Source organism: Bradyrhizobium macuxiense (assembly GCF_001542415.1).
GTDB lineage: Bacteria > Pseudomonadota > Alphaproteobacteria > Rhizobiales > Xanthobacteraceae > Bradyrhizobium > Bradyrhizobium macuxiense.
This window is the reverse complement of sequence record NZ_LNCU01000014.1, coordinates 1-23,866: the sequence shown is the minus strand read 5'-3', so window position 1 is coordinate 23,866 and position 23,866 is coordinate 1. Positions and strand designations below refer to the sequence as shown.

General features: G+C 65.3%; 23 protein-coding genes. 17 read left to right on the top strand and 6 right to left on the bottom strand.

The genetic code is table 11. The annotated features are described in order from the left end of the window. Positions 1 to 170: 170 nt before the first annotated feature. From AS156_RS03170 to AS156_RS03130, 9 genes are all read left to right on the top strand, one after another. Positions 171 to 881 carry a TetR/AcrR family transcriptional regulator gene (locus tag AS156_RS03170; protein WP_066499881.1) on the top strand — a complete coding sequence of 237 codons (711 nt, stop codon included), beginning with the start codon at positions 171 to 173 and terminating at the stop codon, positions 879 to 881. Then, positions 878 to 1,663 (top strand): HlyD family secretion protein, encoded by a 786-nt coding sequence (locus AS156_RS03165; RefSeq protein ID WP_066499880.1) that lies wholly within the window; start codon positions 878 to 880, stop codon positions 1,661 to 1,663. The genes AS156_RS03170 and AS156_RS03165 overlap by 4 nt, the downstream gene beginning before the upstream one ends. Next, entirely contained in the window at positions 1,660 to 2,616 is a 957-nt protein-coding gene (locus AS156_RS03160) for an ABC transporter ATP-binding protein (RefSeq protein ID WP_066499879.1), read from the top strand. The genes AS156_RS03165 and AS156_RS03160 overlap by 4 nt, the downstream gene beginning before the upstream one ends. Beyond that, positions 2,613 to 3,776: an ABC transporter permease gene (locus AS156_RS03155; protein ID WP_066499878.1), complete on the top strand. Its 1,164-nt coding sequence runs from the start codon at positions 2,613 to 2,615 to the stop codon at positions 3,774 to 3,776. The genes AS156_RS03160 and AS156_RS03155 overlap by 4 nt, the downstream gene beginning before the upstream one ends. Positions 3,777 to 3,933: 157 nt before the next feature. Beyond that, the gene (locus AS156_RS03150; RefSeq protein ID WP_066499876.1) at positions 3,934 to 5,250 is read left to right on the top strand and encodes an adenylate/guanylate cyclase domain-containing protein; all 1,317 of its coding nucleotides are present in this window, start codon (positions 3,934 to 3,936) and stop codon (positions 5,248 to 5,250) included. A gap of 71 nt (positions 5,251 to 5,321) precedes the next feature. Continuing rightward, positions 5,322 to 6,050, top strand: coding sequence for a GntR family transcriptional regulator (locus AS156_RS03145; protein ID WP_066499875.1), 729 nt, complete (start codon positions 5,322 to 5,324; stop codon positions 6,048 to 6,050). 45 nt (positions 6,051 to 6,095) lie between these two features. Next, positions 6,096 to 7,343 carry an MFS transporter gene (locus AS156_RS03140; RefSeq protein ID WP_066500142.1) on the top strand — a complete coding sequence of 416 codons (1,248 nt, stop codon included), beginning with the start codon at positions 6,096 to 6,098 and terminating at the stop codon, positions 7,341 to 7,343. A 110-nt stretch (positions 7,344 to 7,453) separates the two neighbouring features. Beyond that, entirely contained in the window at positions 7,454 to 8,266 is an 813-nt protein-coding gene (locus tag AS156_RS03135; protein WP_245312536.1) for an amidohydrolase family protein, read from the top strand. 92 nt (positions 8,267 to 8,358) lie between these two features. Continuing rightward, complete coding sequence (locus AS156_RS03130; RefSeq protein WP_066499873.1) at positions 8,359 to 9,276, top strand: PhzF family phenazine biosynthesis protein; 918 nt, start codon at positions 8,359 to 8,361, stop codon at positions 9,274 to 9,276. Positions 9,277 to 9,385: 109 nt separating this feature from the next. Here the strand turns inward: AS156_RS03130 and AS156_RS03125 are convergent, their stop codons facing one another. Next, the gene (locus AS156_RS03125) at positions 9,386 to 9,850 is read right to left on the bottom strand and encodes a DUF488 domain-containing protein (RefSeq protein ID WP_066499872.1); all 465 of its coding nucleotides are present in this window, start codon (positions 9,848 to 9,850) and stop codon (positions 9,386 to 9,388) included. Further along, positions 9,851 to 10,690: a DUF72 domain-containing protein gene (locus AS156_RS03120; RefSeq protein ID WP_066499870.1), complete on the bottom strand. Its 840-nt coding sequence runs from the start codon at positions 10,688 to 10,690 to the stop codon at positions 9,851 to 9,853. It abuts the gene before it with no gap. Positions 10,691 to 10,813: 123 nt separating this feature from the next. On the opposite strand from AS156_RS03120, the gene AS156_RS03115 reads away from it, so the two are divergent. The 6 genes from AS156_RS03115 to AS156_RS03090 all read left to right on the top strand — a co-directional run bounded on the left by AS156_RS03115 (position 10,814) and on the right by AS156_RS03090 (position 16,761). Next, positions 10,814 to 11,170 carry a hypothetical protein gene (locus AS156_RS03115; protein ID WP_066499869.1) on the top strand — a complete coding sequence of 119 codons (357 nt, stop codon included), beginning with the start codon at positions 10,814 to 10,816 and terminating at the stop codon, positions 11,168 to 11,170. 69 nt (positions 11,171 to 11,239) lie between these two features. After that, positions 11,240 to 11,443: a hypothetical protein gene (locus tag AS156_RS03110; protein WP_066499868.1), complete on the top strand. Its 204-nt coding sequence runs from the start codon at positions 11,240 to 11,242 to the stop codon at positions 11,441 to 11,443. A gap of 251 nt (positions 11,444 to 11,694) precedes the next feature. Next, positions 11,695 to 12,828, top strand: coding sequence for a glycosyltransferase (locus tag AS156_RS03105; protein WP_066499867.1), 1,134 nt, complete (start codon positions 11,695 to 11,697; stop codon positions 12,826 to 12,828). A gap of 7 nt (positions 12,829 to 12,835) precedes the next feature. After that, entirely contained in the window at positions 12,836 to 14,338 is a 1,503-nt protein-coding gene (locus tag AS156_RS03100) for a glycosyltransferase family 39 protein (protein ID WP_066499863.1), read from the top strand. A 79-nt stretch (positions 14,339 to 14,417) separates the two neighbouring features. Further along, positions 14,418 to 15,113, top strand: a complete 696-nt coding sequence (locus AS156_RS03095; protein WP_066499861.1) for a DUF899 family protein — start codon at positions 14,418 to 14,420, stop codon at positions 15,111 to 15,113. 331 nt (positions 15,114 to 15,444) lie between these two features. Continuing rightward, positions 15,445 to 16,761 carry a DUF2778 domain-containing protein gene (locus AS156_RS03090; RefSeq protein ID WP_082747294.1) on the top strand — a complete coding sequence of 439 codons (1,317 nt, stop codon included), beginning with the start codon at positions 15,445 to 15,447 and terminating at the stop codon, positions 16,759 to 16,761. Positions 16,762 to 16,830: 69 nt separating this feature from the next. Here the strand turns inward: AS156_RS03090 and AS156_RS03085 are convergent, their stop codons facing one another. After that, positions 16,831 to 18,246: an amidase gene (locus AS156_RS03085; protein WP_066499859.1), complete on the bottom strand. Its 1,416-nt coding sequence runs from the start codon at positions 18,244 to 18,246 to the stop codon at positions 16,831 to 16,833. A gap of 187 nt (positions 18,247 to 18,433) precedes the next feature. On the opposite strand from AS156_RS03085, the gene AS156_RS03080 reads away from it, so the two are divergent. Further along, positions 18,434 to 19,930 carry an AMP nucleosidase gene (locus tag AS156_RS03080; RefSeq protein WP_066499857.1) on the top strand — a complete coding sequence of 499 codons (1,497 nt, stop codon included), beginning with the start codon at positions 18,434 to 18,436 and terminating at the stop codon, positions 19,928 to 19,930. 22 nt (positions 19,931 to 19,952) lie between these two features. Here the strand turns inward: AS156_RS03080 and AS156_RS03075 are convergent, their stop codons facing one another. Then, a complete protein-coding gene (locus AS156_RS03075; protein ID WP_066499855.1) occupies positions 19,953 to 20,582 on the bottom strand; it encodes a glutathione binding-like protein in 630 nt (209 codons plus the stop codon). Positions 20,583 to 20,592: 10 nt separating this feature from the next. Beyond that, entirely contained in the window at positions 20,593 to 21,186 is a 594-nt protein-coding gene (locus AS156_RS03070; RefSeq protein WP_066499852.1) for a cysteine hydrolase family protein, read from the bottom strand. 126 nt (positions 21,187 to 21,312) lie between these two features. Between AS156_RS03070 and AS156_RS03065 the strand changes: the two genes are divergently transcribed. After that, complete coding sequence (locus tag AS156_RS03065; protein WP_066499850.1) at positions 21,313 to 22,152, top strand: LysR family transcriptional regulator; 840 nt, start codon at positions 21,313 to 21,315, stop codon at positions 22,150 to 22,152. 196 nt (positions 22,153 to 22,348) lie between these two features. On the opposite strand, the gene groL is transcribed toward AS156_RS03065, so the two are convergent. Next, positions 22,349 to 23,866 (bottom strand): chaperonin GroEL (gene groL, locus AS156_RS03060; protein WP_066499841.1); only part of this gene is annotated, 1,518 nt, incomplete at its 5' end.

The following is a 23,866-nucleotide window of genomic DNA, read 5'->3' as shown; positions in this document are numbered from 1 at the left end:
CCTCACGCCAATCGGTTCAGTCACAACTGCCTCTGGAATACTGGATCGCTCGGTCGAGCCGGGCGATGGCACCGGCGATGCGGCTATTCGGCTACGGAGGCCGGGCGGGTTGCGCAGGACGCTCCTGCACCTATGTTGACAATGACTGACCAGTCAGTCATAATGCGGCTATGGCAAAACGCAGCGAACCCACGACCCGCACACCCGCCGCAAGGCGCCGGACCATTACGCGCGCCGCGGCGGCGAAGGTGGCGAAAGTCCTCTCACCGAAAGCGCCTGCGAACCGCATCGAGAAATCGGCGGAGCGGCGGGCCGCCATCGTCGCGGCGGCGATGGACGAGTTCGTCGCGCGCGGCTTTGCCGCGACCCGGCTCGACGACATCGCGAAGCGGGCAGGGGTCGCCAAGGGTACGATCTACCTGCACTTCAAAGACAAGGAATCGATGTTCGAGGAGTTGATCCGCACCGCGGTCGTGCCCTTGATCGAGCGCCTGGCGGCGCCGCCGCCGATCACCGGCCCGGTGCGCGACGTGGTGGAACGGTTCGTCGAGACCTTCATCCGCGAGATCGTCGCGACCCCTCGCGGCGACATCATCCGCCTGATCGTGGCCGAAGGCCCGCGCTTTCCGGAGATCGCCGATTTCTATTTCCGCGAAGTGGTGTCGAAGGGGCTTGCCGGCATGACCGCATTGATCCAGCTCGCGGTCAACCGCGGAGAAATCCGGCAGAAAGAGCTGGCGCGATATCCCCAACTGCTCGTCGCGCCCGCGATCGTCGCGGTGATCTGGCAAAGCCTGTTCGCCAGGCATGCGCCGCTGGACGCGATCGCGATGTTCAGGGTTCATCTCGATCTGATCTTCGGCGAACGGAGGGCGTCATGACCTCGTCGCGGATAATAAAGCTGGCCACGGTGCTTGCGCTGGCGGCGGCGCTTGCCGGATGCAAGGAGAAGCGCGATCCCGGCTTCCAGGGCTGGGTCGAGGCCGACATGATCTTCGTCAGCCCCGACGAGTCCGGCCGGGTGATCAAGCTCAATGTGCGCGAGGGCGACGAGGTCAAGCCCGGCGATCTGCTCTATTCCGTCGACGACGATCTGCAGCGGGCCGACCTCAACCAGAGCAATGCGACGCTGGCGAATGCGCAGCAGACTTATGATCGCGCCGCCTCGCTGAGGACCACCGGTGCGGGCACGCAAGCGACACTGGATTCCGCTGTTTCGGCGCTGCGCGTGGCGGAAGCCCGCGTCAACACCTCGCAGACCCGGCTGGATCGCCGCAAGGGCTTCGCTCCGATCGCCGGCACCATCCAGCAGATCTATTTCCGCGAGGGCGAGATGGTGCAGGCGCAGCGGCCGGTGCTGTCGATCATGCCGCCCGGCAACATGAAGCTGCGTTTCTTCGTGCCGGAGACTGAGCTGCCGAAGCTTGCGATCGGCGACGAGGTGAAGGTCACCTGCGACAATTGCGCTGCCGATCTCACTGCGAAGATCTATTTCATCGCGACCACGGCCGAATACACCCCGCCCGTGATCTACAGCCTCGATGAGCGCAACAAGCTGGTCTATCTGATCCAGGCGCGGCCGAGCCGGCCGGATGCCCTGCGCGTCGGTCAGCCGATCAGCATCTATCTCAACCCCAAGACTCCCGTGGCGGACGGCAGATGAACGGCGGCTCGACCAACGCGCGGTCCAATGCACAGGCTATCGCCATCGACGTCGAGGGCCTGTCAAAATCGTTCGGCGGGCGCGAGGTGGTCCATGACCTGTCGATGCAGGTCAAGCGCGGCTCGATCTACGGCTTCCTCGGCCCCAATGGCAGCGGCAAGACCACGACGATCCGCATGCTGTGCGGGCTGCTGACACCCGACAGCGGCAACGGCACCTGTCTCGGCTACGACATCCGGCGCGACGCCGACAAGATCAAGCGCAAGGTCGGCTACATGACGCAGCGCTTCAGTCTGTACCAGGATCTCTCGGTCCGCGAGAACCTCGAATTCGTGGCGCGGCTCTACGGTCTGCCTGACGCGCGTAGCGCCGCAGCCGAGATGATCGCGCGCATCGGGCTCGGGGGCCGCGAGGAGCAGCTCGCCGGCGAGCTGTCCGGCGGCTGGAAGCAGCGGCTGGCGCTCGGCGCTTGCACGCTGCCCAATCCGCAATTGCTGCTGCTCGACGAGCCGACCGCAGGCGTCGATCCGAAGGCGCGGCGCGATTTCTGGAACGAGATCCACGCGCTCGCCGCCGAGGGCCTCACCGTGCTGGTCTCGACCCATTACATGGACGAGGCCGAGCGCTGCCACGAGATCGCCTACATCGCTTATGGCCACCTATTGGCCCATGGCACCGTGGATGACGTGATCGCGAAGTCGAAGCTCACGACCTACACGGTCACCGGCGATGACCTCAACGGATTGCCCGCCGAGCTGACCGGCAAGCCCGGCATCGACATGGTGGCGCCGTTCGGCACCAGCCTGCACGTCTCCGGCCGCGACAAGGCCGCGCTCGAAGCCGCGATTGTGCCCTATCGCAACAATGCGAAGTGGCACTGGCAGGCGGGCGAGCCGTCGCTCGAAGACGTCTTCATCGACCTGATGGGGCGTTCGAAGGATAATTTCCAATGAGCGCAACCGATATGATCCGGAATGGCGAGGATAGGGAGCCGGCCTTCGGCTTCTGGCGGCGCAGCTATGCGATGCTGCTCAAGGAATTCATCCAGCTCCGCCGCGACCGCGTTTCGTTCGCCATGATCATCATGATCCCGGTGATGCAGCTCCTGTTGTTCGGTTACGCCATCAACACGACGCCGCGCAATCTGCCGAGCGCGGTGCTGTTGCAGGAAGACACGGACCTCGGCCGTTCGATCCTGAAGGCGATGGAGAACACCCGCTATTTCCGCTTCACGCGGGAGGTTCATACGGTCGAGGAATTCGACCAGCTCCTGCAGTCCGGCAAGGTGCTGTTCGGCGTCGAGATCCCGCGCGGCTTCGAGCGCGCGGTGCGGCGCGGCGACAAGCCGGCGCTGCTGGTTGCCGCCGACGCCACCGACCCCGTGGCGGCCGGCTCGGCGCTGGGCGCGCTAGGGCCGCTGGTGCAGTCGGCGCTGGCGCACGACCTCCATATCGGCGATCCGCCCGATATGCCGTTCGAGATCCGCGCCCACGCCCGCTACAACCCGGCCGCGGAATCTCGGCTCAACATCGTGCCCGGCCTGGTCGGCACCATCCTGACCATGACCATGCTGATCTTCACCGCGCTCTCGGTGACGCGTGAGATCGAGCGCGGCACGATGGAGAGCCTGCTGTCGATGCCGATCAAGCCGGTGGAGGTGATGTTCGGCAAGATCGTCCCCTACGTGATCGTCGGCTTCGTCCAGGCCGCGCTGATCATCGGCATCGGCGTGTTGCTGTTCGGCGTGCCGATCCTCGGCAGCCTCACGCTGCTCGCGCTGCTGACCACGCTGTTCATCACCACCAACCTGTCGATCGGCTACACCTTCTCGACCATCGTGCAGAACCAGCTGCAGGCGATGCAGCTCTCGATGATGTTCTTCCTGCCGAGCATCCTGCTGTCCGGCTTCATGTTTCCGTTCGCCGGCATGCCGGTCTGGGCGCAATATGTCGGCGAGGGTCTGCCGCTGACCCATTTCGTCCGGATCGTCCGCGCGATCATGCTGAAGGGCGCGGGCATGCAGAACCTGCAATATGACACGATCGCGCTGGTCGCCCTGATGCTGATCGCTATGACGATCGCCGTGACGCGCTTCCGCCGTACGCTCGATTGAGGCTAGTATGGACAGCGTGAGAGGTCGTCATTCCGGGATCCGAACGACCAGACCACAGGTGCGCAGTTGCGCACCGGGGAATGACGAGATTCTCGGGTGCGCAACTGCGCACCCGAGTTCGGTGCTTTGCACCGCCCCGGAATGACGGGTAGAGGATATGGCTGAGTTCTGGGGCACTAAGGATAAGACGGCGCGGGACACGCCCGTATCGGCGGACTTCCATCGCGCGCTGATGCGCGAGGTCATGCGCACCGAGCTGCTGCGCATCAAGGTGCTGATCGGCACCGCTGCCGTGCTCGGCGGCATCAGCCTCGCCATCTACTTCCTCGCGCCCGAGGCGGTCAGCCGGGTCTGGCACGGCAATCTCCGCCCCGTCTATGTCTTCTATGTCATCGTCCCGCTGATCCTGTTCGAACTATGGGTGCACGGGGCGATCACCTGGCACATGCGCAAGGGACGCGACCTGCCGGTGGTCCGGCGCTACATCGGCGTCCTGGTCGAGACTTCGCTGCCGACCGTCGTGCTGGGCATGCATATCAACAGCATGGGCTTGGAGCAGGCACTCGGCTTCGTGGCGCCGTTGGTCTATTTCGTCTTCATCATCCTCTCGACCCTGCGGCTCGACTTCTGGCTCTCGACCTTCACCGGCTTCGTCGCGGCGTCGCAACTGTTTTACATGGCGGTGTTCTTTCACCCGGCGGACAGTGGCGCGGCGGACCCCGGCATCTACTATCACGCCGCGCGCAGCACGATCGTCCTGATCTGTGGCGTGCTCGCCGGCGCGGTCGGCATGCAACTGCGACGCCAGTTCGAGGCCAGTATCGCGGCGGCCACCGCGCGCGACCGCATCACCAACCTGTTCGGCCAGCACGTCTCGCCGCAGGTGGTCGAGCGGCTGATAGCGGAGGGCGCGAGCACCGAGAGCGACATCCGCCGCGTCGCGGTGATGTTCGTCGACTTCCGCAGTTTCACGGCAAGCGCTCGCACGCGCTCGCCGCAGGAGGTGGTGGACCGGCTCGACGGCGCCTTCGCGGTGCTGGTCGATATCCTCGACCGCCACGGCGGCATCGTGAACAAGTTTCTCGGCGACGGCTTTCTTGCCCTGTTCGGCGCGCCCTTTGATTCCGGCGATGCCGCACAGCACGCGGTCGCGGCTGCGCGCGAGATGCTTGCGGCCAATGAGCGCGCCAATGCGACGTCGAGCTGGCCGCTGCGCATCGGGATCGGCGTTCATGTCGGCGAGGTCGTCGCCGGCAATATCGGCTCGCCCCGACGCAAGGAGTACACCGTGATCGGTGACACCGTGAATTTCGCCGCGCGGCTCGAGTCACTCAATAAGGAGCTCGGCTCGCAATTCCTGATCTCGTCCGCGGTGCGCGATGCGCTCGGCGATGATGGCACCGACGCCGTGGCGCTCGGCGAGGTGCCGGTGAGGGGCTACGACCGCCCGATGCCGGTCTGGCAATTGGGTTAGGAGACCATCCGATGATTTAAGGTATTTTCGGAGTGATTGACTGCTAATCATATATTCATATAGATGACTAAATGAACTCAACCGTTGACGACCGCCTGCCGCGCTACCAGCGTCTCCGCGACGATCTCGCGGCGCGGATCAATCGCAACGAATGGCGTCCGGGCGACCCGATTCCGTCGGAGGCCGAGCTCGGCGTGCATTACGGCGTCGCGATCGGGACGGTGCGCAAGGCGATCGATCAGCTCGTCAGCGACGGGGTGCTGGAGCGCCAGCAGGGCCGCGGCACGTTCGTGCGCCGCGCGCGGTTCAACTCCTCGCTGTTCCGCTTCTTCCGATTCCAGTCTGAAAGCGGCGAGCGCCGCGTGCCGCAGAGCCGCATCCTGCGGCGTAAGTCCGTGCCGGCGACGTCGGCGGTGGCATCGGCGTTGCGCATTCCTGTCGGGGAGCCTGTGATCGGCCTGTCGCGCCTGCGCCTGATCGACGACGTTCCGCTGCTGGCCGAGGAGATCTGGCTACAGAAGTCGCGCTTCGAGGCGATCCTGGCGCTCGACACTGCCGAGTTCGGCGACCTGCTTTATCCGCTCTATGAGGATCGCTGTGGCCAGGTCGTGGTCTCCGCCGACGAAATCCTCACCGTGGAGATCGCGACCGAGATGCAGTCGCGGCTGCTGCGGCTGGAGGCGAGCGCGCCGTTGATCGTGATCGAGCGCCTCGCCTTCGATCTGGAGCGGCGGCCGATCGAATGGCGCCGCTCGCGCGGCCCGGCGGATCGCTTCCGCTACCACGCCGAGATCAGGTGAGCGCGGCATCCAAACAAACGACACAAGAAATTTCAGGGAGGAATGATGGCAAACTGGTACAGCGAATGCTCGCCGCTCGAGCGGCGCACCTTCTGGGCAAGCTTCGGCGGCTGGGGCCTCGACGCGCTGGACGTCCAGATGTTCAGCCTCGCCATTCCGGCGCTGATCGCGGCCTTCGGCATCACCAAGGCCGACGCGGGCCTGCTCGGCTCGGTCACGCTGTTCTTCGGCGCGTTCGGCGGCTGGCTCGGCGGCGCGCTCGGCGACCGTTTCGGGCGGGTGAAAGCGCTGCAGATCACGGTCGCGACCTTTGCGCTGGCGACCTTCGCCTCCGCTTTCGCCATGAACTACACCCAGCTCCTGATCCTGAAGGCGATCCAGGGCCTCGGCTTCGGCGCCGAATGGGCCTGCGGCGCGGTGCTGATGGCCGAGATCATCCGCGCCGAACATCGCGGCAAGGCACTCGGCGCCGTGCAGAGCGCCTGGGCGGTCGGCTGGGGCGTCGCGGTGCTGCTGTCCGCCATCGTGTTCACGTATGCGCCACCCGACATCGCGTGGCGCATCCTGTTCGCGGTGGGCCTGATCCCGGCGCTATTGATCCTCTACATCCGCCGCGGGCTGAAGGAACCGCCGCGCGCGACCACGCGCGAAGTCGCGCCACCATTCTTCGCAACATTGGCCGGTATCTTTCATCGCGACGTGCTGCGCTCCACTCTGATCGGCGGCCTGTTCGGCATCGGCGCCCATGGCGGCTATGCAGCGCTGACGACGTTCCTGCCGACTTACTTGCGCGAGGTGCGGCATCTGTCGGTGCTCGGCTCCAGCGCCTACCTCGCCGTGATCATCGTCGCCTTCTTCTGCGGCTGCGTGGCCTCCGGCATTGTCAGCGACCGGATCGGGCGTCGCGCCAATGTGACCTTGTTTGCCGCGGCCTGCGTCGCGACCGTACTGGTCTATATCTTCGCGCCGCTCACCAATTCGCAGATGCTGGTGCTCGGCTTTCCGCTCGGATTCTTTTCGGCCGGCATTCCGGCCAGCATGGCCGCGCTGTTCAGCGAGCTCTATCCGGCCGGCGTGCGCGGCACCGGCGTGGGCTTTTGCTACAATTTCGGGCGTGTCGTCTCCGCGGCGTTTCCGTTCATGGTCGGCTTTCTCAGCGACCACATCGGCCTTGGGCCGGCAATCGGGATCGACGCCGCCTTCGCTTACTCACTGGTGCTGATCGCGGTGCTGATGCTGCCGGAGACACGCGGCAAGGTCTTCGAGCAGGCCGCCGCCGGCACGCGCGCTTGATGATGGGGGACGAACATGACATCACGCAAACAAGGTATGACGCGGCGCCAGCTTGCCGCAGGTTTGTTGCCGCGCTGTCGGCGACGGGCTTGAGCCGAGCATTGGCTGAGGTGACAGTGCCGCGACCAACGATCGATATCCATTCCCATGTCTTCCATCGAGGGCTGAAGCTCGCGTCGGGCCGGCGCTATGCGCCCGACTACGACGCGCCGCTCGATCTCTATCTGAAGCAACTCGACGAGAACGGCATGACCAACGGCGTGCTGGTGCAGCCGAGCTTCCTCGGCACCGATAACTCCTATCTGGTCGAATGCCTGACGGCGACGAAGGGGCGCCTGCGCGGCATTGCCGTGGTCGATCCCACTGTCTCGCCGGATGAGTTGTATGCGCTCGACCGTGCCGGCGTGGTCGGGATCCGGCTCAACCTGGTCGGCAAGCCGCTCCCCGATGTGACGTCGCCGGAGTGGCAGGCGTTGCTGGCGCAGATCAAGGCGATCGGCTGGCAGGTCGAGATCCAGCGCAACGCCGGCGATCTTGCGGTGCTGTTGCCAAAGCTGCTCGATCAGGGCGTCAACGTCGTGTTGGATCACTATGCGTTGCCCGATCCGAAGCTGGGTGTCACCGATTCCGGCTTCCAGTCAGTGCTCAAGCTCGGCGCGTCGCGCAAGGTCTGGGTCAAAATATCAGCACCGTATCGTAATGGTCCCAACGGCGAGCAGTTCGCGAAGCAGGCCTATCCGCTGCTGCGCGATGCTTACGGTGTCGAGCATCTGTTGTGGGGCAGCGACTGGCCGCATACCCAGTTCGAGGCGACGCAGAGCTACGCGAAGAACCGCAAGTTTCTCGACGAGCTCGTCACGGACGCCGACGAGCGTGCGCGCGTGCTCGCGGCGCCGCGCGAGCTGTTTCGCTTCTCAAGCTGATTGCACCGAATGCTCTGATCGGCGTCTTCTCGGCCGTGTTATCATCGCTGCGATCCGGTCGATGACGATCGAAAGGCAAGAGGACGAGCACGATGCAGCGGCGCTATATCACAGTCGACGTTTTCACCGACCGGGCGTTCGGCGGCAATCCGCTCGCCGTGGTGCTCGACGCCGGCGGGCTGTCGACGGCGCAGATGCAGGCGATCGCGACCGAGTTCAACTATTCCGAGACGACCTTCGTGCTGCCGCCGCAGAATACAGCGCATGATGCCCAGGTGCGCATCTTCACGGTGCGCTCGGAAATCCCGTTCGCCGGCCATCCCAATGTCGGCACCGCGTTCGTGCTGGCGACGCAGGCGGCCAAGGCGCCCGCGCGGCTGGCATTCGAGGAGAAGGCCGGGCTGGTGCCGGTCGAGATCCTGTCCGAGCAGGGCCGGGTGATCGGCGCCGAGCTGACGGCGCCGCAGCCGCCGCAGCGGACGGATGTGTTGAGCGCGGCCGATGCGGCAGCATGCCTCTCGCTGTCGGAAAGCGATGTGAAGACTGACCGTCATCCGCCGCAGGTCGTCTCGGTCGGCCTGCCGTTCCTGGTGGTCGAAATCGCCTCGCGCGAGGCGTTGAAGCGCGCCAGGCCCGACGCTGCGGCGTTCGCCAAAGCGCTGGCGCATATCGGCCGCGACGTCGTCTATTTCTACACGCGCGATGTACCGGCAAGCGAGCAGCCGCTCGATCTGCAGGCGCGCATGTTCCATCCGGGCGCGAGCGGCCTGTCCGAAGATCCCGCCACCGGCAGCGCGACCGCAGCGGCCGCGGCGCTGCTCGCCGATATCGATCCGATACAGGACGGCGAGCTGCGGTTGCGGATCGGGCAGGGCGTCGACATGGGTCGGCCGAGCCTGCTGTTGACGCGCGTGCGCAAGCAGGGCGGCGCTGTCACGTCGGTGCATGTCGGCGGCGGCTGCGTGAAAATGATGGAAGGGACGCTGAACCTGCCGGGCGAGGCAGGCTAAGGCGTGAGATTCGCTTGAACTGAATCGGCAGCCGAGGTTCACCTCTCCCCAACAGGGAGAGGTGAAGCAAGCGCGCGGCGAAAGCGAATCGATCTGAATTCGTTCTGCGCTAGACCACCTGCGGCGCCGCGAGGTTCTCGATCCGGACACCGTCGCGCTCTTCGATGGCCTCCGCGATCCAGCGTCGATGGCAATGCTGGTGGTCGCGCTCGTAGCAGAGGATGCAGACGGGACCGGATTTCTTGACCAGCGCCGACAACTCGTCGAGCTCTTCCCTGGCCTGCACCGTCTTGAGGTGGGCCGAATAGATCTTGTGCAGCAGGGCATATTGCCCGCTGCGCGCCGCCTCGCGGCCGCTCTTCGGCGTGCCGAGACCGCGCAGATGGACGTACGAGATGCCGCGTTCGTCGAGGCCGGCGGCGAGCTGGGTTTTGGAGAAACCCGGTCGGCGCGACGAGGCGATGGCGCGGACGTCTACCAGCAGCTTGACGCCGGCCTGTTCGAGCTCGTCGAGCACCGCCTTCGACGGCGTCTGCTCATAGCCGATGGTGAATAGCTTCTTCGCCTTCGCCATTTACTTCACGCGCTCGATCAATTCCATCGCGCCGGCCGGCGCGCGGATCTTGCCCTCGTGGATGACGTAAGCGAACACGTCGCGCGGGGCCTTCTTCGGCTTGGTGTTGTCGACGCGCGGCAGGTCGTCCGGCTCACCGCCGCCGGCCCAGTCTTGAAACCGCTTGGCCCAGGCATCGAGCTGTTTCGGCGGATAGCAGGTCTTCAGCTCGTCATTGCCTTTCTGCAGCCGCGCATAGACGAAATCGCTGGCGACGTCGGCGATCGCGGGATATTTGCCGTGCTCGGCGAACACCACTGGGGTCTCGAACTCGCGAATGAGGGCGACGAACTCAGGCACGCAAAAGCTGTCATGGCGCACCTCGACGACATGGCGCAGCGCGCGGCCATCGAGCTTGCGCGGCAACAGCTCGAGGAACTTGCCGAAATCGGCGCCGTCGAACTTCTTGGTCGGCGCGAACTGCCAGAGCACGGGGCCAAGCCGGTCCCCCAGTTCGAGCACGCCGGAATCATAGAATCGTTTCACGGAATCGCCGGCTTCGGCCAGCACGCGGCGGTTGGTGGCGAAGCGTGGCCCCTTCAGCGAGAAGATGAAGCCGTCAGGCACTTCGCTGGCCCATTTGCGGAAGCTCTCCGGCTTCTGTGAACCGTAATAGGTGCCGTTGATCTCGATCGAGGTCAGCTTCGACGCCGCGTAGGCGAGCTCCTTCGATTGCGTAAGCTTCTCCGGATAGAACACCCCGCGCCACGGCTCGAAGGTCCAGCCGCCGATGCCGATATAGATGTTGCCTGCGTCCGTCTTGGTTGTCTTGCTGGGAGCTTTGGCCACGACTGCACTCATCACGAGGAGGGGGAAGGTTCAGACTAGTCAAAATAATCGCGAATGGCCAGTTTGCCAGATTGAAGGCGATGCTTCTCGCGGCGATCGGTCTTCGCTAGGATGCGGCAAAACGGGAGAACAACAATGCGCATGCTGGTCGCAGCCGTCCTCATGATCACGTCCTCCGCCGCCGTCGCCGACGAGGTCGACGATGCGCACAAGCTCGCGATCAGCGGCCGCGACGCCTACTGGAATTGTCTCGCCCGTGAATATCCCCGCGACAGCAACAAGGCCATGTCCGACCAAGAATTCACCTCGCTGATCGCGAACGTCTGTCCGTCGGAGCGGCAAAACTTTCGGGTGTCGCTGATCGACTTCCTGACGCTGCAGTTTCCGAAAGAGGATTCGGATGCGCATCTGACGACCGCGAATCGCGCGATCGAGCTTGCGCAAAAGGACATCGTGACCGCCTTCGTCCGGCGCAGGGCGGCGGCCAAATAGACCATCGGATCCTGTTGCCCGCGGCCGATTTTTGATATCAATCCCGGCGCAGGCAAGGGGTGATCCGGCATGAATTCACGATCAATGGCAGGCTTTCTGGGCGCCGTGGTTGCGGCCATCGTGCTGGCGGCGGCGTTCATCTACGGGCCGTCGCCGAGCCAGCTGCACAATCCGGCCCCGCCTGCCGCTCAGCAACAGGCAGCCCCCGCCGCGGAGCCCGCGCCGGCTCCGACGCCACGAGGCCCGGTGATCCGGGAAGTCCCGAACAATTAGCGCCTTTTGGCCCTTGTGGATTGCCTGAGGCCTTCCTATCTAAGGGCGAACGGCGACGTTGCAGCTTCCAAGGGCTCCGGCGCTGGAACGACCACGAGACAATGTTAGGCTGCGCCGGATGTACGCGCGCCTCTTGTTCGTGGTCGTTGGCATTTTCAGGGGTATTTTGACCCGGTTTTCCCGCCTTCCGAGAGGGGTTTGGCCTTGTCTGCCTTGGCAGCGGGAGAGGCTACGGCTATACGCTGGCGCTCATGTATGACGCCATCAAACCGGGCCCCGAAACCCCGTCGCAGGCCGCTGGTTTGCCGCAACTTTCGGTCGTCGTCCCGACCTTCAACGAACGCGACAATGTTACGGTCCTGTACCGTCGGCTCGACGCGACGTTGAAGGACGTGGCCTGGGAAGTCATCTTCGTCGACGACAATTCACCCGACGGAACCTGGGACGTGGTCCGGCATCTGGCGAGCCAGGACTCCCGCGTGCGCTGCATCCGCAGGATCGGCCGGCGCGGCCTGTCGGGCGCCTGCATCGAGGGTATCCTGGCCTCGAGCGCGCCCTATGCCGCTGTGATCGACGCCGACCTGCAGCATGACGAAACCCAGCTCCCGAAGATGGTGGGGCTACTGCAGAGCGGCGAGGCCGAGCTCGTGGTCGGCAGCCGCTATATCGAAGGCTATCGCGCCGATGGTTTCAACAAGAGCCGCGCCGGTGCCAGCGCCTTCGCCACCGAAATTGCGCAGCGCGCGCTGAAGGTCGAGATCGCCGACCCGATGAGCGGCTTCTTCATGATCCGCCGCGACCGTTTCGAGCAGCTCGCGCCGCAACTGTCGACCCAGGGCTTCAAGATCCTGCTCGACGTGGTCGCGACCGCGCATGGCAAGCTGCGCACGGTCGAGATTCCCTACACTTTCGGCGCCCGCCAGCACGGCGAGAGCAAGCTCGATTCCATGGTTGCGCTGGATTTCCTCGGCCTTGTGCTGGCGAAGTTGACGCATGACGTGATCTCGCTGCGCTTCCTGCTGTTCGCGATGGTCGGCGCGCTCGGTCTGGTCGTGCATCTGACCACGCTCTTCATTGCGCTGGAGGTGTTCGGCGCGCCGTTCCCGCAGGCACAGGCGACCGGCGCGATCGTCGCCATGACCAGCAACTTCATCCTCAACAACTTCCTGACCTACCGCGACCAGCGGCTGAAGGGCTTTGCGATCGTGCGCGGTCTGCTGCTGTTCTATCTGGTCTGCGGCGTCGGCCTGCTCGCCAATGTCGGCGTCGCATTCTCGGTCTATGACCAGGAACCGATCTGGTGGCTTGCGGGTGCAGCGGGCGCGCTGATGGGCGTGGTCTGGAACTACGCGATGTCCGGGCTGTTCGTCTGGCGCAAGCGATGACGCCGGCATGAACCCGAACGAGGAGCGGCTCGTCCTCAACACCATTCTCGCGGTCTGCGCGCTGGTCGCGCTGCGGCTCGCGGCTGCGGCCTGGACGCCGCTGACGTTCGACGAAGCCTATTACTGGATGTGGTCGAAGGCGCTGGCCGGCGGCTATTACGATCATCCGCCGATGGTGGCGATCGTGATCCGGCTCGGCACGATGATCGCCGGCGATACGCCGCTCGGCGTGCGGTTTGTCTCGGTGCTGCTCGCGCTGCCGATGAGCTGGGCGATCTACCGCGCGGCCGAGATCCTGTTCGGCGGCCAGCGCGTCGCAGCGAGCGCCACGATCCTGCTCAACGTCACGATGATGGCTGCGGTCGGCACGCTGATCGTGACGCCGGATGCGCCGCTACTTGTTGCGGCGAGCCTGCTGCTGTTCTCGCTCGCGAAGGTGCTGGAGAGCGGCCGTGGTGCGTGGTGGCTTGCGGTCGGCGCCAGCGCTGGTGCGGCAATGCTGTCGAAATACACCGCGCTGTTCTTCGGCCCAGCGATCCTGATCTGGCTTGCGATGGTGCCGAAGCTGCGGCGCTGGTTCCTGTCGCCCTGGCTCTATCTCGGCGGTCTGGTCGCGCTTGGGATGTTTGCGCCGGTGATCCGCTGGAACGCGGATCACCAATGGGTATCCTTCATCAAGCAGATGGGCCGCGCCCGGATCGAGGATTTCCGGCCGACCTACATCGCTGAACTGATCCCGACCCAGTTCGCGTTTGCGACGCCGCTGGTCTTCATCCTCGGCGTGATGGGGCTCTATGCGCTCTATCGGCGCCGTGCCGGCGCGATGGCCGCGCGCGTGCTCGTCAACACGATGTTCTGGACCATCGTTGTCTATTTCACTTGGCACGCGCTGCATGCGCGGGTCGAGGCCAACTGGTTTGCGCCGGTCTATCCGGCGTTCGCGGTCGCCGCCGCGGTCGCCGCGATCCAGGTGCAGTGGGCGCCGCGCGAGCAGCGCACTGTCGATTTCTGCCGTCGCTGGGCGGCGCCGGTTGGCGTCGTGCTGTTTGTGCTGCTGATTGTGCAGGCCAACACCGGCCTGCTGTCAGGCTATCGCCGCGACGCCACCGTGCGCAGCGTCGGGGTGGGCTGGCCGGAGCTCGCCGACGAGATCGAGAAGGCGCGCGTGCGTATCGGCGCGACCTGTGTGCTTGCGCCGGATTACGGCACCACCGCCTGGCTCGTGTTCTACATGCCCGAGGGGACCTGCGTGGTGCAGCAGGGGCAGCGCATCCGCTGGGTCAACATGCCCGAGCCGAGCCCGAAGCAGCTTTCCGGCAAGCTGCTCTACGTGCATGAGGTCGAGCAGGCTGTGCCGGCCGCGATGCGTGCCAACTTCGCCCGCATCGAGACCGTCACCGAGGCCAAACGCTTGCGCGGGCCGCTGGCCATCGAGACCTACGCGCTCGACGTGCTGGAGGGACCGAAAGGCGACGTCCTCGATCGCTCGCCGCCGCCGGAACTGGAATAGAAATCATCGTCGTCGATGTCGGATCGCTCTGCGTCCGTTCGTCTTCCAGGGAGCCCGCCAACCACATGAGGTTCCAGCCATGACCGGTTCCACCCTCAAGCCTGCCGTTGAGCTCGCCAAGACCAACACCACGCGCTTTCCCAATGAAAGCGCCGAGTATCGCCGTGCCCGCCAGGCGCTGCTGATCGAGGAGATCGAGCTGCGCCGCCACATCGAGCGCGTTGCCGCGCTGCGCCGCGCTCTGCCGCCGGGCGGCGAGGTGACGAAGGCTTATGCGTTTATCGGCGAGGCCGGCCGGGCATCGCTCGCGGATCTCTTCGGCAACAAGCAGACGCTGATCATCTACAGCTACATGTTCGGTCCGCAGCGCGAGACGCTGTGTCCGATGTGCACGTCGTTCATGGGGACATGGGAAGCGAAGCTGCCCGACGTCGAGCAGCGCGTTGCGTTCGTCTTCGTGGCCCGTTCGCCGATCGCGCGGCTGATCGAGGCGAAGGCAGCGCGCGGCTGGACGCGTCACAAGATCTATTCGGATACGTCGGGCGATTACACGCGCGACTATGTCAGCAGGGATGACGCCGACTTGCCGGCCTACAATGTGTTCACGCTGCGCGACGGGACCATTCGTCATTTCTGGGCCGGCGAGATGGGGCGGGGCACTGCCGACCCCGGTCAGGATCCGCGCGGCGCGACAGATGTGGACCCGCTGTGGACCATTCTCGACACCACGCCCGAGGGACGCGGCACCGATTGGTATCCGAGGCTGAGCTACTGAGGAGATTGTTCTTGCAAAATCCCCGCATGACTACGGGGGCAATCGGCAAGGAAATTCTTCCCTCTCATGTCGCTGCGGCCGCGTGCCGCGGCGGCATGCGTGGATGTCCCATGATGAGACAAAAAATCCCTTTTCGCGATCCAATGTGATCTTAAAAAAGCCCCACGCCACAGGCACTTCCCGCGTTGCAGGGGATCGCATCCGGTTAAGTCGCATTTAACTAAAAGTCGCCTTAATGGCCTTCCGCGTCCCTGCGAGACGCTGAGCCGAAACATCGTTCGGCTCCGAGTCGAGTGAGGGACAAGGTGGACCAGTTTTGAGCGCCGGGCGTATGGGTACGAGTGCGACTGCGTATGTTCTTGGGGCGCCGAGCCGCAAGAAATCCTCCAAAAAGATTCTCCCTCAGCATTTCCTCGGCAGCGCCGCGGTGGCGGGGCTGGTGCTTGGCTGTGCCTGGACCATCTACGCCAATATCTTTGCGGCGAGTGTCTATCCGTCCGTGAACAGCGCCGTGCTCGATGAGCCGGTGGTCAAGCGGCCGGTGACCGTCGCTGCGCGGCCTACGCCGTCGTTCGACGAAGTGTTCGCCTCGTTGACGCCTCCGCCGCCCGCGTCCGGCAAGGCCGAGGTCTCCAAGTCAGAGTTCGCCAAGTCAGAGCTCGCCAAGTCAGAGCCCGCCAAGTCAGAGCCCGCTGAACCAGCGGTTATGTTTAACGAACGGTTTGCCGCAGCGTCGCCGGAGGGCATTCCGTCCAGCGTCGTGGTGGCGGACGCCGCGCCGCAGACCGACCCGGTCAAATCGGCCAATGCGCCGAAGGTCGCCGAGGCACCGAAGCCCGTGGCCGCGCCGAAGCTCGCTGAAGCGTCCAAGGCATCAGCGCCGAAGTCCGTCGAAGCCGCGAAGAAGCAAGCCGCCGCCAACCTGCAGGTCGCGCTCAACACGCCTGCAGATACCGTTGAGACCAAACCCGCCCAGGCTAAGTCCGCTGAAGCCAAGCCCGCCGAATCCAAGGCTGCCGAATCCAAGGCTACCGCCGCGAAGTCCAGGTCCGGCAGCGTCACGGTGCGCGACATGGCTGCGCGCGCCAAGGCCGCGGTGATGTCGATCGCATCGAACGAACGACAGACCATGGTCGAGAAGCTGTGGGGTAAGCGCGAGTCGAGCGGCGGGCTGCTTTCCTTCGCGTCGGCCGATGCAAACGTCACCGGTAGCATTCCCTCGACGCTCGACCAGGATCCGACGCGTGGCGGCTCGCCGCCCTACGATCGTCAGACCGCGGTCTACGACATCTCGGCCAGGACCGTTTACCTGCCCGACGGCACGCGGCTCGAAGCGCATTCCGGCCTCGGCTCGAGGCTGGACGATCCGCGCTCAGCGAGCATGAAGATGGTCGGCGTGACGCCGCCACACATCTACGAGCTGAAGCCGCGCGAGGCGCTTTTCCACGGCGTACCGGCGCTGCGGCTCAATCCAATCGGCGGCGAGGGCAGGATCTACAACCGCGTCGGCCTGCTCGCGCACACCTTCATGCTCGGCCCGAACGGCGATTCCAACGGCTGCGTCTCGTTCAAGAACTACTACGCATTCCTCGACGCTTATCGCAACAAGGGCATCCGCCGCCTCGCGGTGCTCGCGAGGATCCAGTAAGGCAATCGCGGTCGCTGCCTTGCGCCATGGATGAGGGAGCAATCCGCATGGCGTTCGGCCTGATCGAGCCTATCGACGCACCGGATCGATCGGCGTCGTGAGGCCGAGACGGGCCTCGATCGCTTCCGCGGCTTCGAGGCACTGGTCCTCGCGAAAGCGCCGGCCGGTGACGAGCACCCCGATCGGCAGTCCGGTCGCTTCATCCCGCCCGGCCGGTACACAGGCCGACGGCAGGCCGAGCAGGTTTGCCGGCACCACCGGCCGCATCAATTCCTTGGCGGCCGCCGCGCCGTCCGCGGTCGCGGAATCGACGCCGTGCTCGAACGGCAGCTGCGTCCAGGTCGGTGTCAGCAACAGCGGCCGCTCCGCCATGAAGCTTGACCACGCTCTTCCGATGGCATGGCGCTCCACCATGAGGTTCGACCAGGCCGTGGTATCGGCCAGCGGCGGTACGAGCGCCTGGAAGCCCTGCAGGAACGTCATCGCGTCCGCGCCCATCATCTGCGACAGTGGATCGAGCACCGATACGAAGTCGCCCATGATCAGGCGTGACCAGCAGTCGATCGCCTGCGCGTAGCGCGGCGGGGCGATCTCTTCGACGGCATAGCCGGCATCCGCCAACGCCTCGGCCGCACGGCGAACGGTCGCTGCGATCACCGGATCGATGCGTCCTCCGGGCGGTTCGGGCAGAACGGCCACGCGGATCGGGCCGGGCGTGACTGGCCCCTCGAACGGCGCGTCGATCGACCACGGGTCGCGAGGATGCGCGCCCATCAAGACGCGCAACGCAAGCCGCACGTCAGCGACACGGCGCGCCATCGGCCCCTGGACGTTCATCAGCTGGACGGCCAGCAGGCTGCCTTCGATCGGTCCGCAATCCGCATCGGGCACGCGTCCTGCCGAGGGGCGGATCGATGCGATGCCGCAGGCGTTGGCGGGATTGCGCAGCGAGCCGCCGATGTCGTTGCCGAGGCCGATCGGAGTCATGCCGCTGGCAAGCGCCGCCGCTTCGCCGCCGCTCGAGCCGCCCGCGGTGCGATTCGGATGCCAGGGATTGCGCGTGAGCCCGTGCAGCGAGCTGACCGTGTGGATGCGCAGCGCCATGTCCGGCAGGTTGGTGCGGCCGATCGGGATCGCGCCGGCGGCGCGCATTCGTTCGACCACGGGCGCATCCATCGGAACCACCGCCTGCGCGAGGGCGGGCACGCCCCAGGTGGTCGGCAGGCCCGCCATGTCGATGTTCTCCTTCACCGTGAACGGAACGCCATGCAGGGGGCCGACTTTCTCGCCGGCCGCCAGCCGTCGGTCGGCGGCGTCCGCCGCTGCGCGGGCCTGGTCGGCCAAGACGTGGACCACCGCGTTCAGTGCAGGGTTGACGGCATCGATGCGGGCCAGGTGTGCGTTGACGACCTCCGCCGAGCTCAATTGTCGCTCTGCAACGCGGCGCGCAAGTTCGGTTGCAGATAGCTGCCAGATCTTGCTCATCGTTCTCTCCCCGTTTGTTCGGCCCGCGGGCGGGCCTTGTGTTCTTGTGCCGCCCAAGGGGCCGGGTCAGAAGCGACCTGATGCGATCAGGCCGACAATTCGGACAGCTTGCATCAATTCGGGCATCGCTGGAACCAACGACGCGATTGTTGTTATACTTCGGCGACCAATCAGCAGTTGAAGCGCAATGCATTCCGCACCGTCCATCGAAACTCCGCCCCCGATCGCAACCGAGGCTTTCGCCGACGCCGGTGCGGCCGTCAGTCGCCTCGAGGAGATCTACGAGCGCAACACCCAGTTCCTTCGCGATCGCTTTGAAGCCTATGTCAACGGCGTATCGTTCACGACGCGCGTCCGCGCGCATTATCCGTTTGTGCGCATCACGACGTCGTCGCATGCGCGGCTCGACTCGCGTCTCGCCTATGGTTTTGTCGCGGGGCCGGGCGTGCATGAGACCAGCGTCACGCGCCCCGATATCTTCAGGACCTATCTCACCGAGCAGATCGGCCTGTTGACCAAGAACCACGGGGTCGCGGTCGAAATCGGCGAGTCGAACGAGTCGATTCCGATCCATTTCGCCTACCGGCGGGACATCAACATCGAGGCGGCGCTGACCATCGCCGACAGCTCGGCCTTCACGCGATCGCTGCGTGACGTGTTCGACACCCCCGATCTCGCCGCGATGGATGATGCGATCGCCGACGGCACGTTCGAGCTGGTGCCCGGGATGCCCGAACCGCTGGCCCTGTTCCGCGCGGCGCGGGTCGACTACTCCCTGCGCCGGCTCTATCACTACACGGGCACGGATCCGGAGCACTTCCAGAATTTCGTGATCTTCACCAACTACCAGTTCTATGTCGACGCCTTCGCGCAATCGTCCCAGCAGCGTCTCGCGTCAGGCGAGGTGGGTCTGGAGGCCTTCGTCGCGCCCGGCAACGTGATCACGCGCAACGCGCGGCTCGGCGGCGGCACGACCGGCACTGTACCGGACCGCGTGCCGCAGATGCCGGCGTTTCATCTGGTCGAGCCGGGCTATCGCGGCATCACGCTGATCAACATCGGGATCGGCCCGTCCAATGCGCGCAACATCACCGATCACGTCGCGGTGCTGCGGCCGCATGCCTGGCTGATGATCGGGCATTGCGCGGGCTTGCGGAACACGCAACGGCTCGGCGACTACGTGCTGGCCCATGGCTATGTCCGCGAGGACCATGTGCTCGATCACGAGCTGCCGCTCTGGGTTCCGATCCCCGCGCTCGCCGAGATGCAGGTCGCGCTGGAAGAGGCGGTCGGTGAAGTCACCGGGCTATCCGGCTTCGAGCTCAAGCGGCTGATGCGCACCGGCACGGTCGCGAGCGTCGACAACCGCAATTGGGAGATCAGCGGGCCGCAGGTAATCCGGCGGATGTCGCAATCGCGCGCCATCGCGCTCGACATGGAGTCGGCGGCAATCGCCGCCAACGGCTACCGTTTCCGCGTTCCCTACGGCACGCTGCTGTGCGTCTCCGACAAGCCGCTGCACGGCGAGATCAAGCTCGCAGGGATGGCCAGCGAATTCTACCGGCAGCGCGTCGGCCAGCATCTCGAGATCGGCCTGAGGGCGCTGGAGCGGCTCAGGCAGCAGGAATCCGAACGGCTGCATTCGCGCAAGCTGAGGAGCTTTGCCGAGGTCGCGTTTCAGTAGCGTCGCGGGACGCTCGTCTCGCTCACGCTGCGAGCGACTTCCACAACTGCATCTCGATGCCGACCGCGGCCTTGACCTGCGGCCGCGCCTGGATGCGCGCGAGATAGCCGGCAAGGTCGGGCCATTGTGCGACGTCGACGCCGGCGGCGCGGAGCAACAGCAGGGCCCAGGCGAGATGCGCGTCCGCGACCGTGAAGCGGTCTCCGACCAGAAATTCGCGGTGCGCGAGATGCGCTGATGGCACCGACAAGGTCTGTCCGATCCTGGCACGCGGTTTGGCAAGCGATGCGTCGTCCTTGTACCAGAAGGTCGGGAACAGAAACCCCTTGTGGATCTCGGTGCCGATGAAGCTCAGCCATTCCTGCAGGCGATAGCGATCCGGGTCGCCCGGCCGCGGCGCGAGGCCGAGCTCAGGCTTGAGGTCCGCGATATATTGCAGCACGGCCGCACTCTCTGTGAGCCGCTCCCCGTTCTCCAGTACGAGCACCGGCACTGCGCCCTTCGGCGCGACCGCCAGGAAGTCGCCGTCGTCCTCCAACACCTTCTTGGTCCAGAGATGGACGAGGTGATAGCGCGCTTCTATGCCGGCTTCCATCAACGCGATGCGACTGGCGAGCGAGCAGGCCATCGGCGAGAAATAGAGTTGGAGCATTTTACTCGTCTCAGGCGAGGGCGTTGCCGCGGGCGATGATCGCGAAGCGGTCGGACAATTCGGCGAGCGCGACGTCGTGAATGGTTCTTGCGGCGATCGTGCCGCCGACGCCGTCCGGCAGGTCGCGGGTGGCGCAGCTGTCGGCGTCGATGGTGGTGCGGAAGCCGAGATCGAGTGCTGCGCGGGCGGTGGAGCTGACGCACATATGCGTCATGAAGCCGGCGAGAACGAGCTCCTTGCGTCCGGTCGCGGCAAGCTGTGCGTTGAGCTCGGTGCCGGCGAATGCGTTCGGCAATTCCTTCTCGATCACGGCTTCGCCCGGCCGTGACACGAGCGGCGCGACGATCGCGCCGCGCTCGGCGGTGCGGTCGAACAGGCTTCCTGGCCGCCCCTTGTGCGCGATGTGGAAGATGGCGGCGCCGCTCTCGCGGGCGCGGGCGAGCAACGCCGTTGCGCGCGCAATCGCGACGTTGGCGTCGGGCAGAGCGAGGGGACCTGCAAGATACTCGTTCTGAATATCGATCAGCACCAGGCAGGTGTCGCCGAGGCGAGGCGGCGTGAGGTCGATACCGGCAAGCTGCATCAGGGTTTTGGCGGCGGTCATGGTGCCGAGGTCTCCGGAAATGTGCCGGCCCAGATATAGCCGTGGAGCCACCTGCCGTTATGCAGGGATATTGCAGCCGATGGCTGCGATATTGCAGGCAAGCCACGTGCGATGTAGCCTCAGAGCATGAATTGGGACGATCTCCGCATCATCGCAGCCGTCAGGGACGAGGGCACCTACGCCGGCGCGAGCGCCCGGCTGCGCATCGACGAGACCACTGTCGGCCGCAGGCTGGCCCGCATCGAGCGCTCGCTCGGCCTGCGCCTGTTCGAGGCCGCCGACGGCGTCCGCAGGCCGACGCGGCAATGCGAGATGGTGCTGGCGCATGTCCAGGCGATGTCCGCGCATGCCGATGAAATTGGCCGCATCCGTGAAAGCCTGCCCGGACCTGTCGGTCGGCTGCGCATCGCCTCGACCAACGCGGTTGCCGAGGAGGTGCTGGCGCCGCGTGCGAACGAATTCCTGCGCGTCAATCCCGGCCTCACGCTGCAATTCCTGACCTCGAGCGACAACGTCAAGTTCTCGCGCTGGGAGGCCGACCTCGCGATCCGCCTGCGCAAGCCCGACAAGGGTGACTTCGCGATCTCGAAGCTTGCCGAGGTCAGGCTGTACTTCTTCGAGCCGATCAATGTCGGCGCGGGCGGGCCGGTGACGTGTGCATATCCCGACGAGCTCGAAGGCATTCCCGAGATGCAGTTCCTGCGTGCGCGGCGAATTCGCGCGCGCTGCGTCACCGACAATGTTCGCGTCATCCGCACGCTGATCCAGTCGTATCAGGCCGCAGGCGTGCTGCCCGAATATGGTTCGGCGGAGTTGCTTGCCGATCGCCGCCTGCGCGCCACGCTGCTGCCGAAGCGACGCGATGTCTGGCTGCTGGTGCAGAACCATCTCAAGCGCGACGCGGCAACGCGTGCCACGATCGATTGGCTGCGCGGCTGCTTTCACGACGTTTCGCAGGGCGCGTGAGCCAGGCGAATGCAACACACTTCGCCCCGGAATGACGACGGACGTTATTGCAGGGACAGGCGGAAGATCAACGGCGCCCCACAAACGAAAACCCCGGCATCGCTGCCGGGGTTTTGCATGTCGTTGTCGCTGGGCGAGATCCCGGATCTGCGGTGCACCGCTTCGCGCTGCACCGCGTCCGGGACGACTTCGTCGCTTAGAAGTCCATGCCGCCCATGCCGCCGCCCGGAGGCATCGCGGGACCGCCGGCGTTCTTCTTCGGCAGCTCGGCGACCATCGCTTCCGTGGTGATCAGCAGCGCGGCAACCGAGGCCGCGTTCTGGATCGCGGTGCGCACGACCTTGGTCGGGTCGATGATGCCCTTCTTGACCAGGTCGGCGTAGTCGCCGGTCTGGGAGTCGAAGCCGTGGTTGTAGGTCTTGTTCTCCAGGATCTTGCCGACGATCACCGAGCCGTCTTCACCGGCGTTGATCGCGATCTGGCGAGCGGGAGCCGACAGCGCCTTGCGCACGATCTCGACGCCGGTCTTCTGGTCGTCGTTCTTGGTGCGCAGGCCCTTGAGCTGCTCGGACGCACGGAGCAGGGCGACGCCGCCGCCCGGGACGATGCCTTCCTCGACAGCCGCACGGGTCGCATGCATCGCGTCATCAACGCGATCCTTGCGCTCCTTCACCTCGACTTCGGTCGCGCCGCCGACGCGGATCACCGCGACGCCGCCCGCGAGCTTGGCGAGACGCTCCTGCAGCTTCTCACGGTCGTAGTCCGAGGTGGTTTCCTCGATCTGCGCCTTGATCTGGGCCACGCGCGCGTCGATGTCGGCCTTCTTGCCGGCGCCGTTGACGATCGTGGTGTTCTCCTTGTCGATCATCACCTTCTTGGCGCGACCGAGCATCTGCAGCGTGACGTTCTCGAGCTTGATGCCGAGGTCTTCCGAGATGGCCTGGCCGCCGGTCAGGATCGCGATGTCCTGCAGCATGGCCTTGCGGCGATCGCCGAAGCCCGGAGCCTTGACGGCCGCGACCTTCAGGCCGCCGCGCAGGCGGTTGACGACGAGGGTGGCAAGGGCTTCGCCTTCGACGTCTTCAGCGACGATGACCAGCGGCTTGCCGGTCTGCACCACGGCCTCGAGCAGCGGGAGCAGCTCGTTCAGCGAGGAGAGCTTCTTCTCGTTGATGAGGATGTAGGCATCGTCCATCTCAACGCGCATCTTGTCGGCGTTGGTGACGAAGTAGGGCGAGATGTAGCCGCGGTCGAACTGCATGCCCTCGACGACGTCGAGTTCGGTCTCGAGCGACTTGGCTTCTTCAACGGTGATGACGCCCTCGTTGCCGACCTTCTTCATCGCGTCGGCGAGGAACTTGCCGATTTCGGCGTCGCCGTTGGCCGAGATGGTGCCGACCTGGGCGATTTCCTCGTTCGAGGTGACCTTCTTGGAGTTCTTCTGCAGGTCCGCAACGACGGCCTCGACCGCGAGGTCGATACCGCGCTTCAGATCCATCGGGTTCATGCCGGCGGCAACCGACTTGGCGCCTTCCTTCACGATCGCCTGGGCGAGCACGGTGGCGGTGGTGGTGCCGTCGCCGGCCGCGTCAGCGGACTTGGAGGCGACTTCGCGCACCATCTGCGCGCCCATGTTCTCGAACTTGTCCTCGAGCTCGATCTCCTTGGCGACGGTGACGCCGTCCTTGGTGATGCGGGGAGCGCCGAACGACTT

Excerpts from the sequence above, each read along its gene's own strand:
- AS156_RS03145 (WP_066499875.1), top strand. The coding sequence starts at position 5,322 with ATGAACTCAACCGTTGACGACCGCCTGCCGCGCTACCAGCGTCTCCGC.
- AS156_RS03125 (WP_066499872.1), bottom strand. The coding sequence starts at position 9,850 with ATGGCGAAGGCGAAGAAGCTATTCACCATCGGCTATGAGCAGACGCCG.
- AS156_RS03105 (WP_066499867.1), top strand. The coding sequence starts at position 11,695 with ATGTATGACGCCATCAAACCGGGCCCCGAAACCCCGTCGCAGGCCGCT.
- AS156_RS03150 (WP_066499876.1), top strand. The coding sequence starts at position 3,934 with ATGGCTGAGTTCTGGGGCACTAAGGATAAGACGGCGCGGGACACGCCC.
- AS156_RS03075 (WP_066499855.1), bottom strand. The coding sequence starts at position 20,582 with ATGCTCCAACTCTATTTCTCGCCGATGGCCTGCTCGCTCGCCAGTCGC.
- AS156_RS03085 (WP_066499859.1), bottom strand. The coding sequence starts at position 18,246 with ATGAGCAAGATCTGGCAGCTATCTGCAACCGAACTTGCGCGCCGCGTT.
- AS156_RS03070 (WP_066499852.1), bottom strand. The coding sequence starts at position 21,186 with ATGACCGCCGCCAAAACCCTGATGCAGCTTGCCGGTATCGACCTCACG.
- AS156_RS03065 (WP_066499850.1), top strand. The coding sequence starts at position 21,313 with ATGAATTGGGACGATCTCCGCATCATCGCAGCCGTCAGGGACGAGGGC.
- AS156_RS03160 (WP_066499879.1), top strand. The coding sequence starts at position 1,660 with ATGAACGGCGGCTCGACCAACGCGCGGTCCAATGCACAGGCTATCGCC.
- AS156_RS03120 (WP_066499870.1), bottom strand. The coding sequence starts at position 10,690 with ATGAGTGCAGTCGTGGCCAAAGCTCCCAGCAAGACAACCAAGACGGAC.
- AS156_RS03115 (WP_066499869.1), top strand. The coding sequence starts at position 10,814 with ATGCGCATGCTGGTCGCAGCCGTCCTCATGATCACGTCCTCCGCCGCC.
- AS156_RS03080 (WP_066499857.1), top strand. The coding sequence starts at position 18,434 with ATGCATTCCGCACCGTCCATCGAAACTCCGCCCCCGATCGCAACCGAG.
- AS156_RS03110 (WP_066499868.1), top strand. The coding sequence starts at position 11,240 with ATGAATTCACGATCAATGGCAGGCTTTCTGGGCGCCGTGGTTGCGGCC.
- AS156_RS03100 (WP_066499863.1), top strand. The coding sequence starts at position 12,836 with ATGAACCCGAACGAGGAGCGGCTCGTCCTCAACACCATTCTCGCGGTC.
- AS156_RS03090 (WP_082747294.1), top strand. The coding sequence starts at position 15,445 with ATGGGTACGAGTGCGACTGCGTATGTTCTTGGGGCGCCGAGCCGCAAG.
- AS156_RS03155 (WP_066499878.1), top strand. The coding sequence starts at position 2,613 with ATGAGCGCAACCGATATGATCCGGAATGGCGAGGATAGGGAGCCGGCC.
- AS156_RS03095 (WP_066499861.1), top strand. The coding sequence starts at position 14,418 with ATGACCGGTTCCACCCTCAAGCCTGCCGTTGAGCTCGCCAAGACCAAC.
- AS156_RS03170 (WP_066499881.1), top strand. The coding sequence starts at position 171 with ATGGCAAAACGCAGCGAACCCACGACCCGCACACCCGCCGCAAGGCGC.
- AS156_RS03165 (WP_066499880.1), top strand. The coding sequence starts at position 878 with ATGACCTCGTCGCGGATAATAAAGCTGGCCACGGTGCTTGCGCTGGCG.
- AS156_RS03140 (WP_066500142.1), top strand. The coding sequence starts at position 6,096 with ATGGCAAACTGGTACAGCGAATGCTCGCCGCTCGAGCGGCGCACCTTC.
- AS156_RS03130 (WP_066499873.1), top strand. The coding sequence starts at position 8,359 with ATGCAGCGGCGCTATATCACAGTCGACGTTTTCACCGACCGGGCGTTC.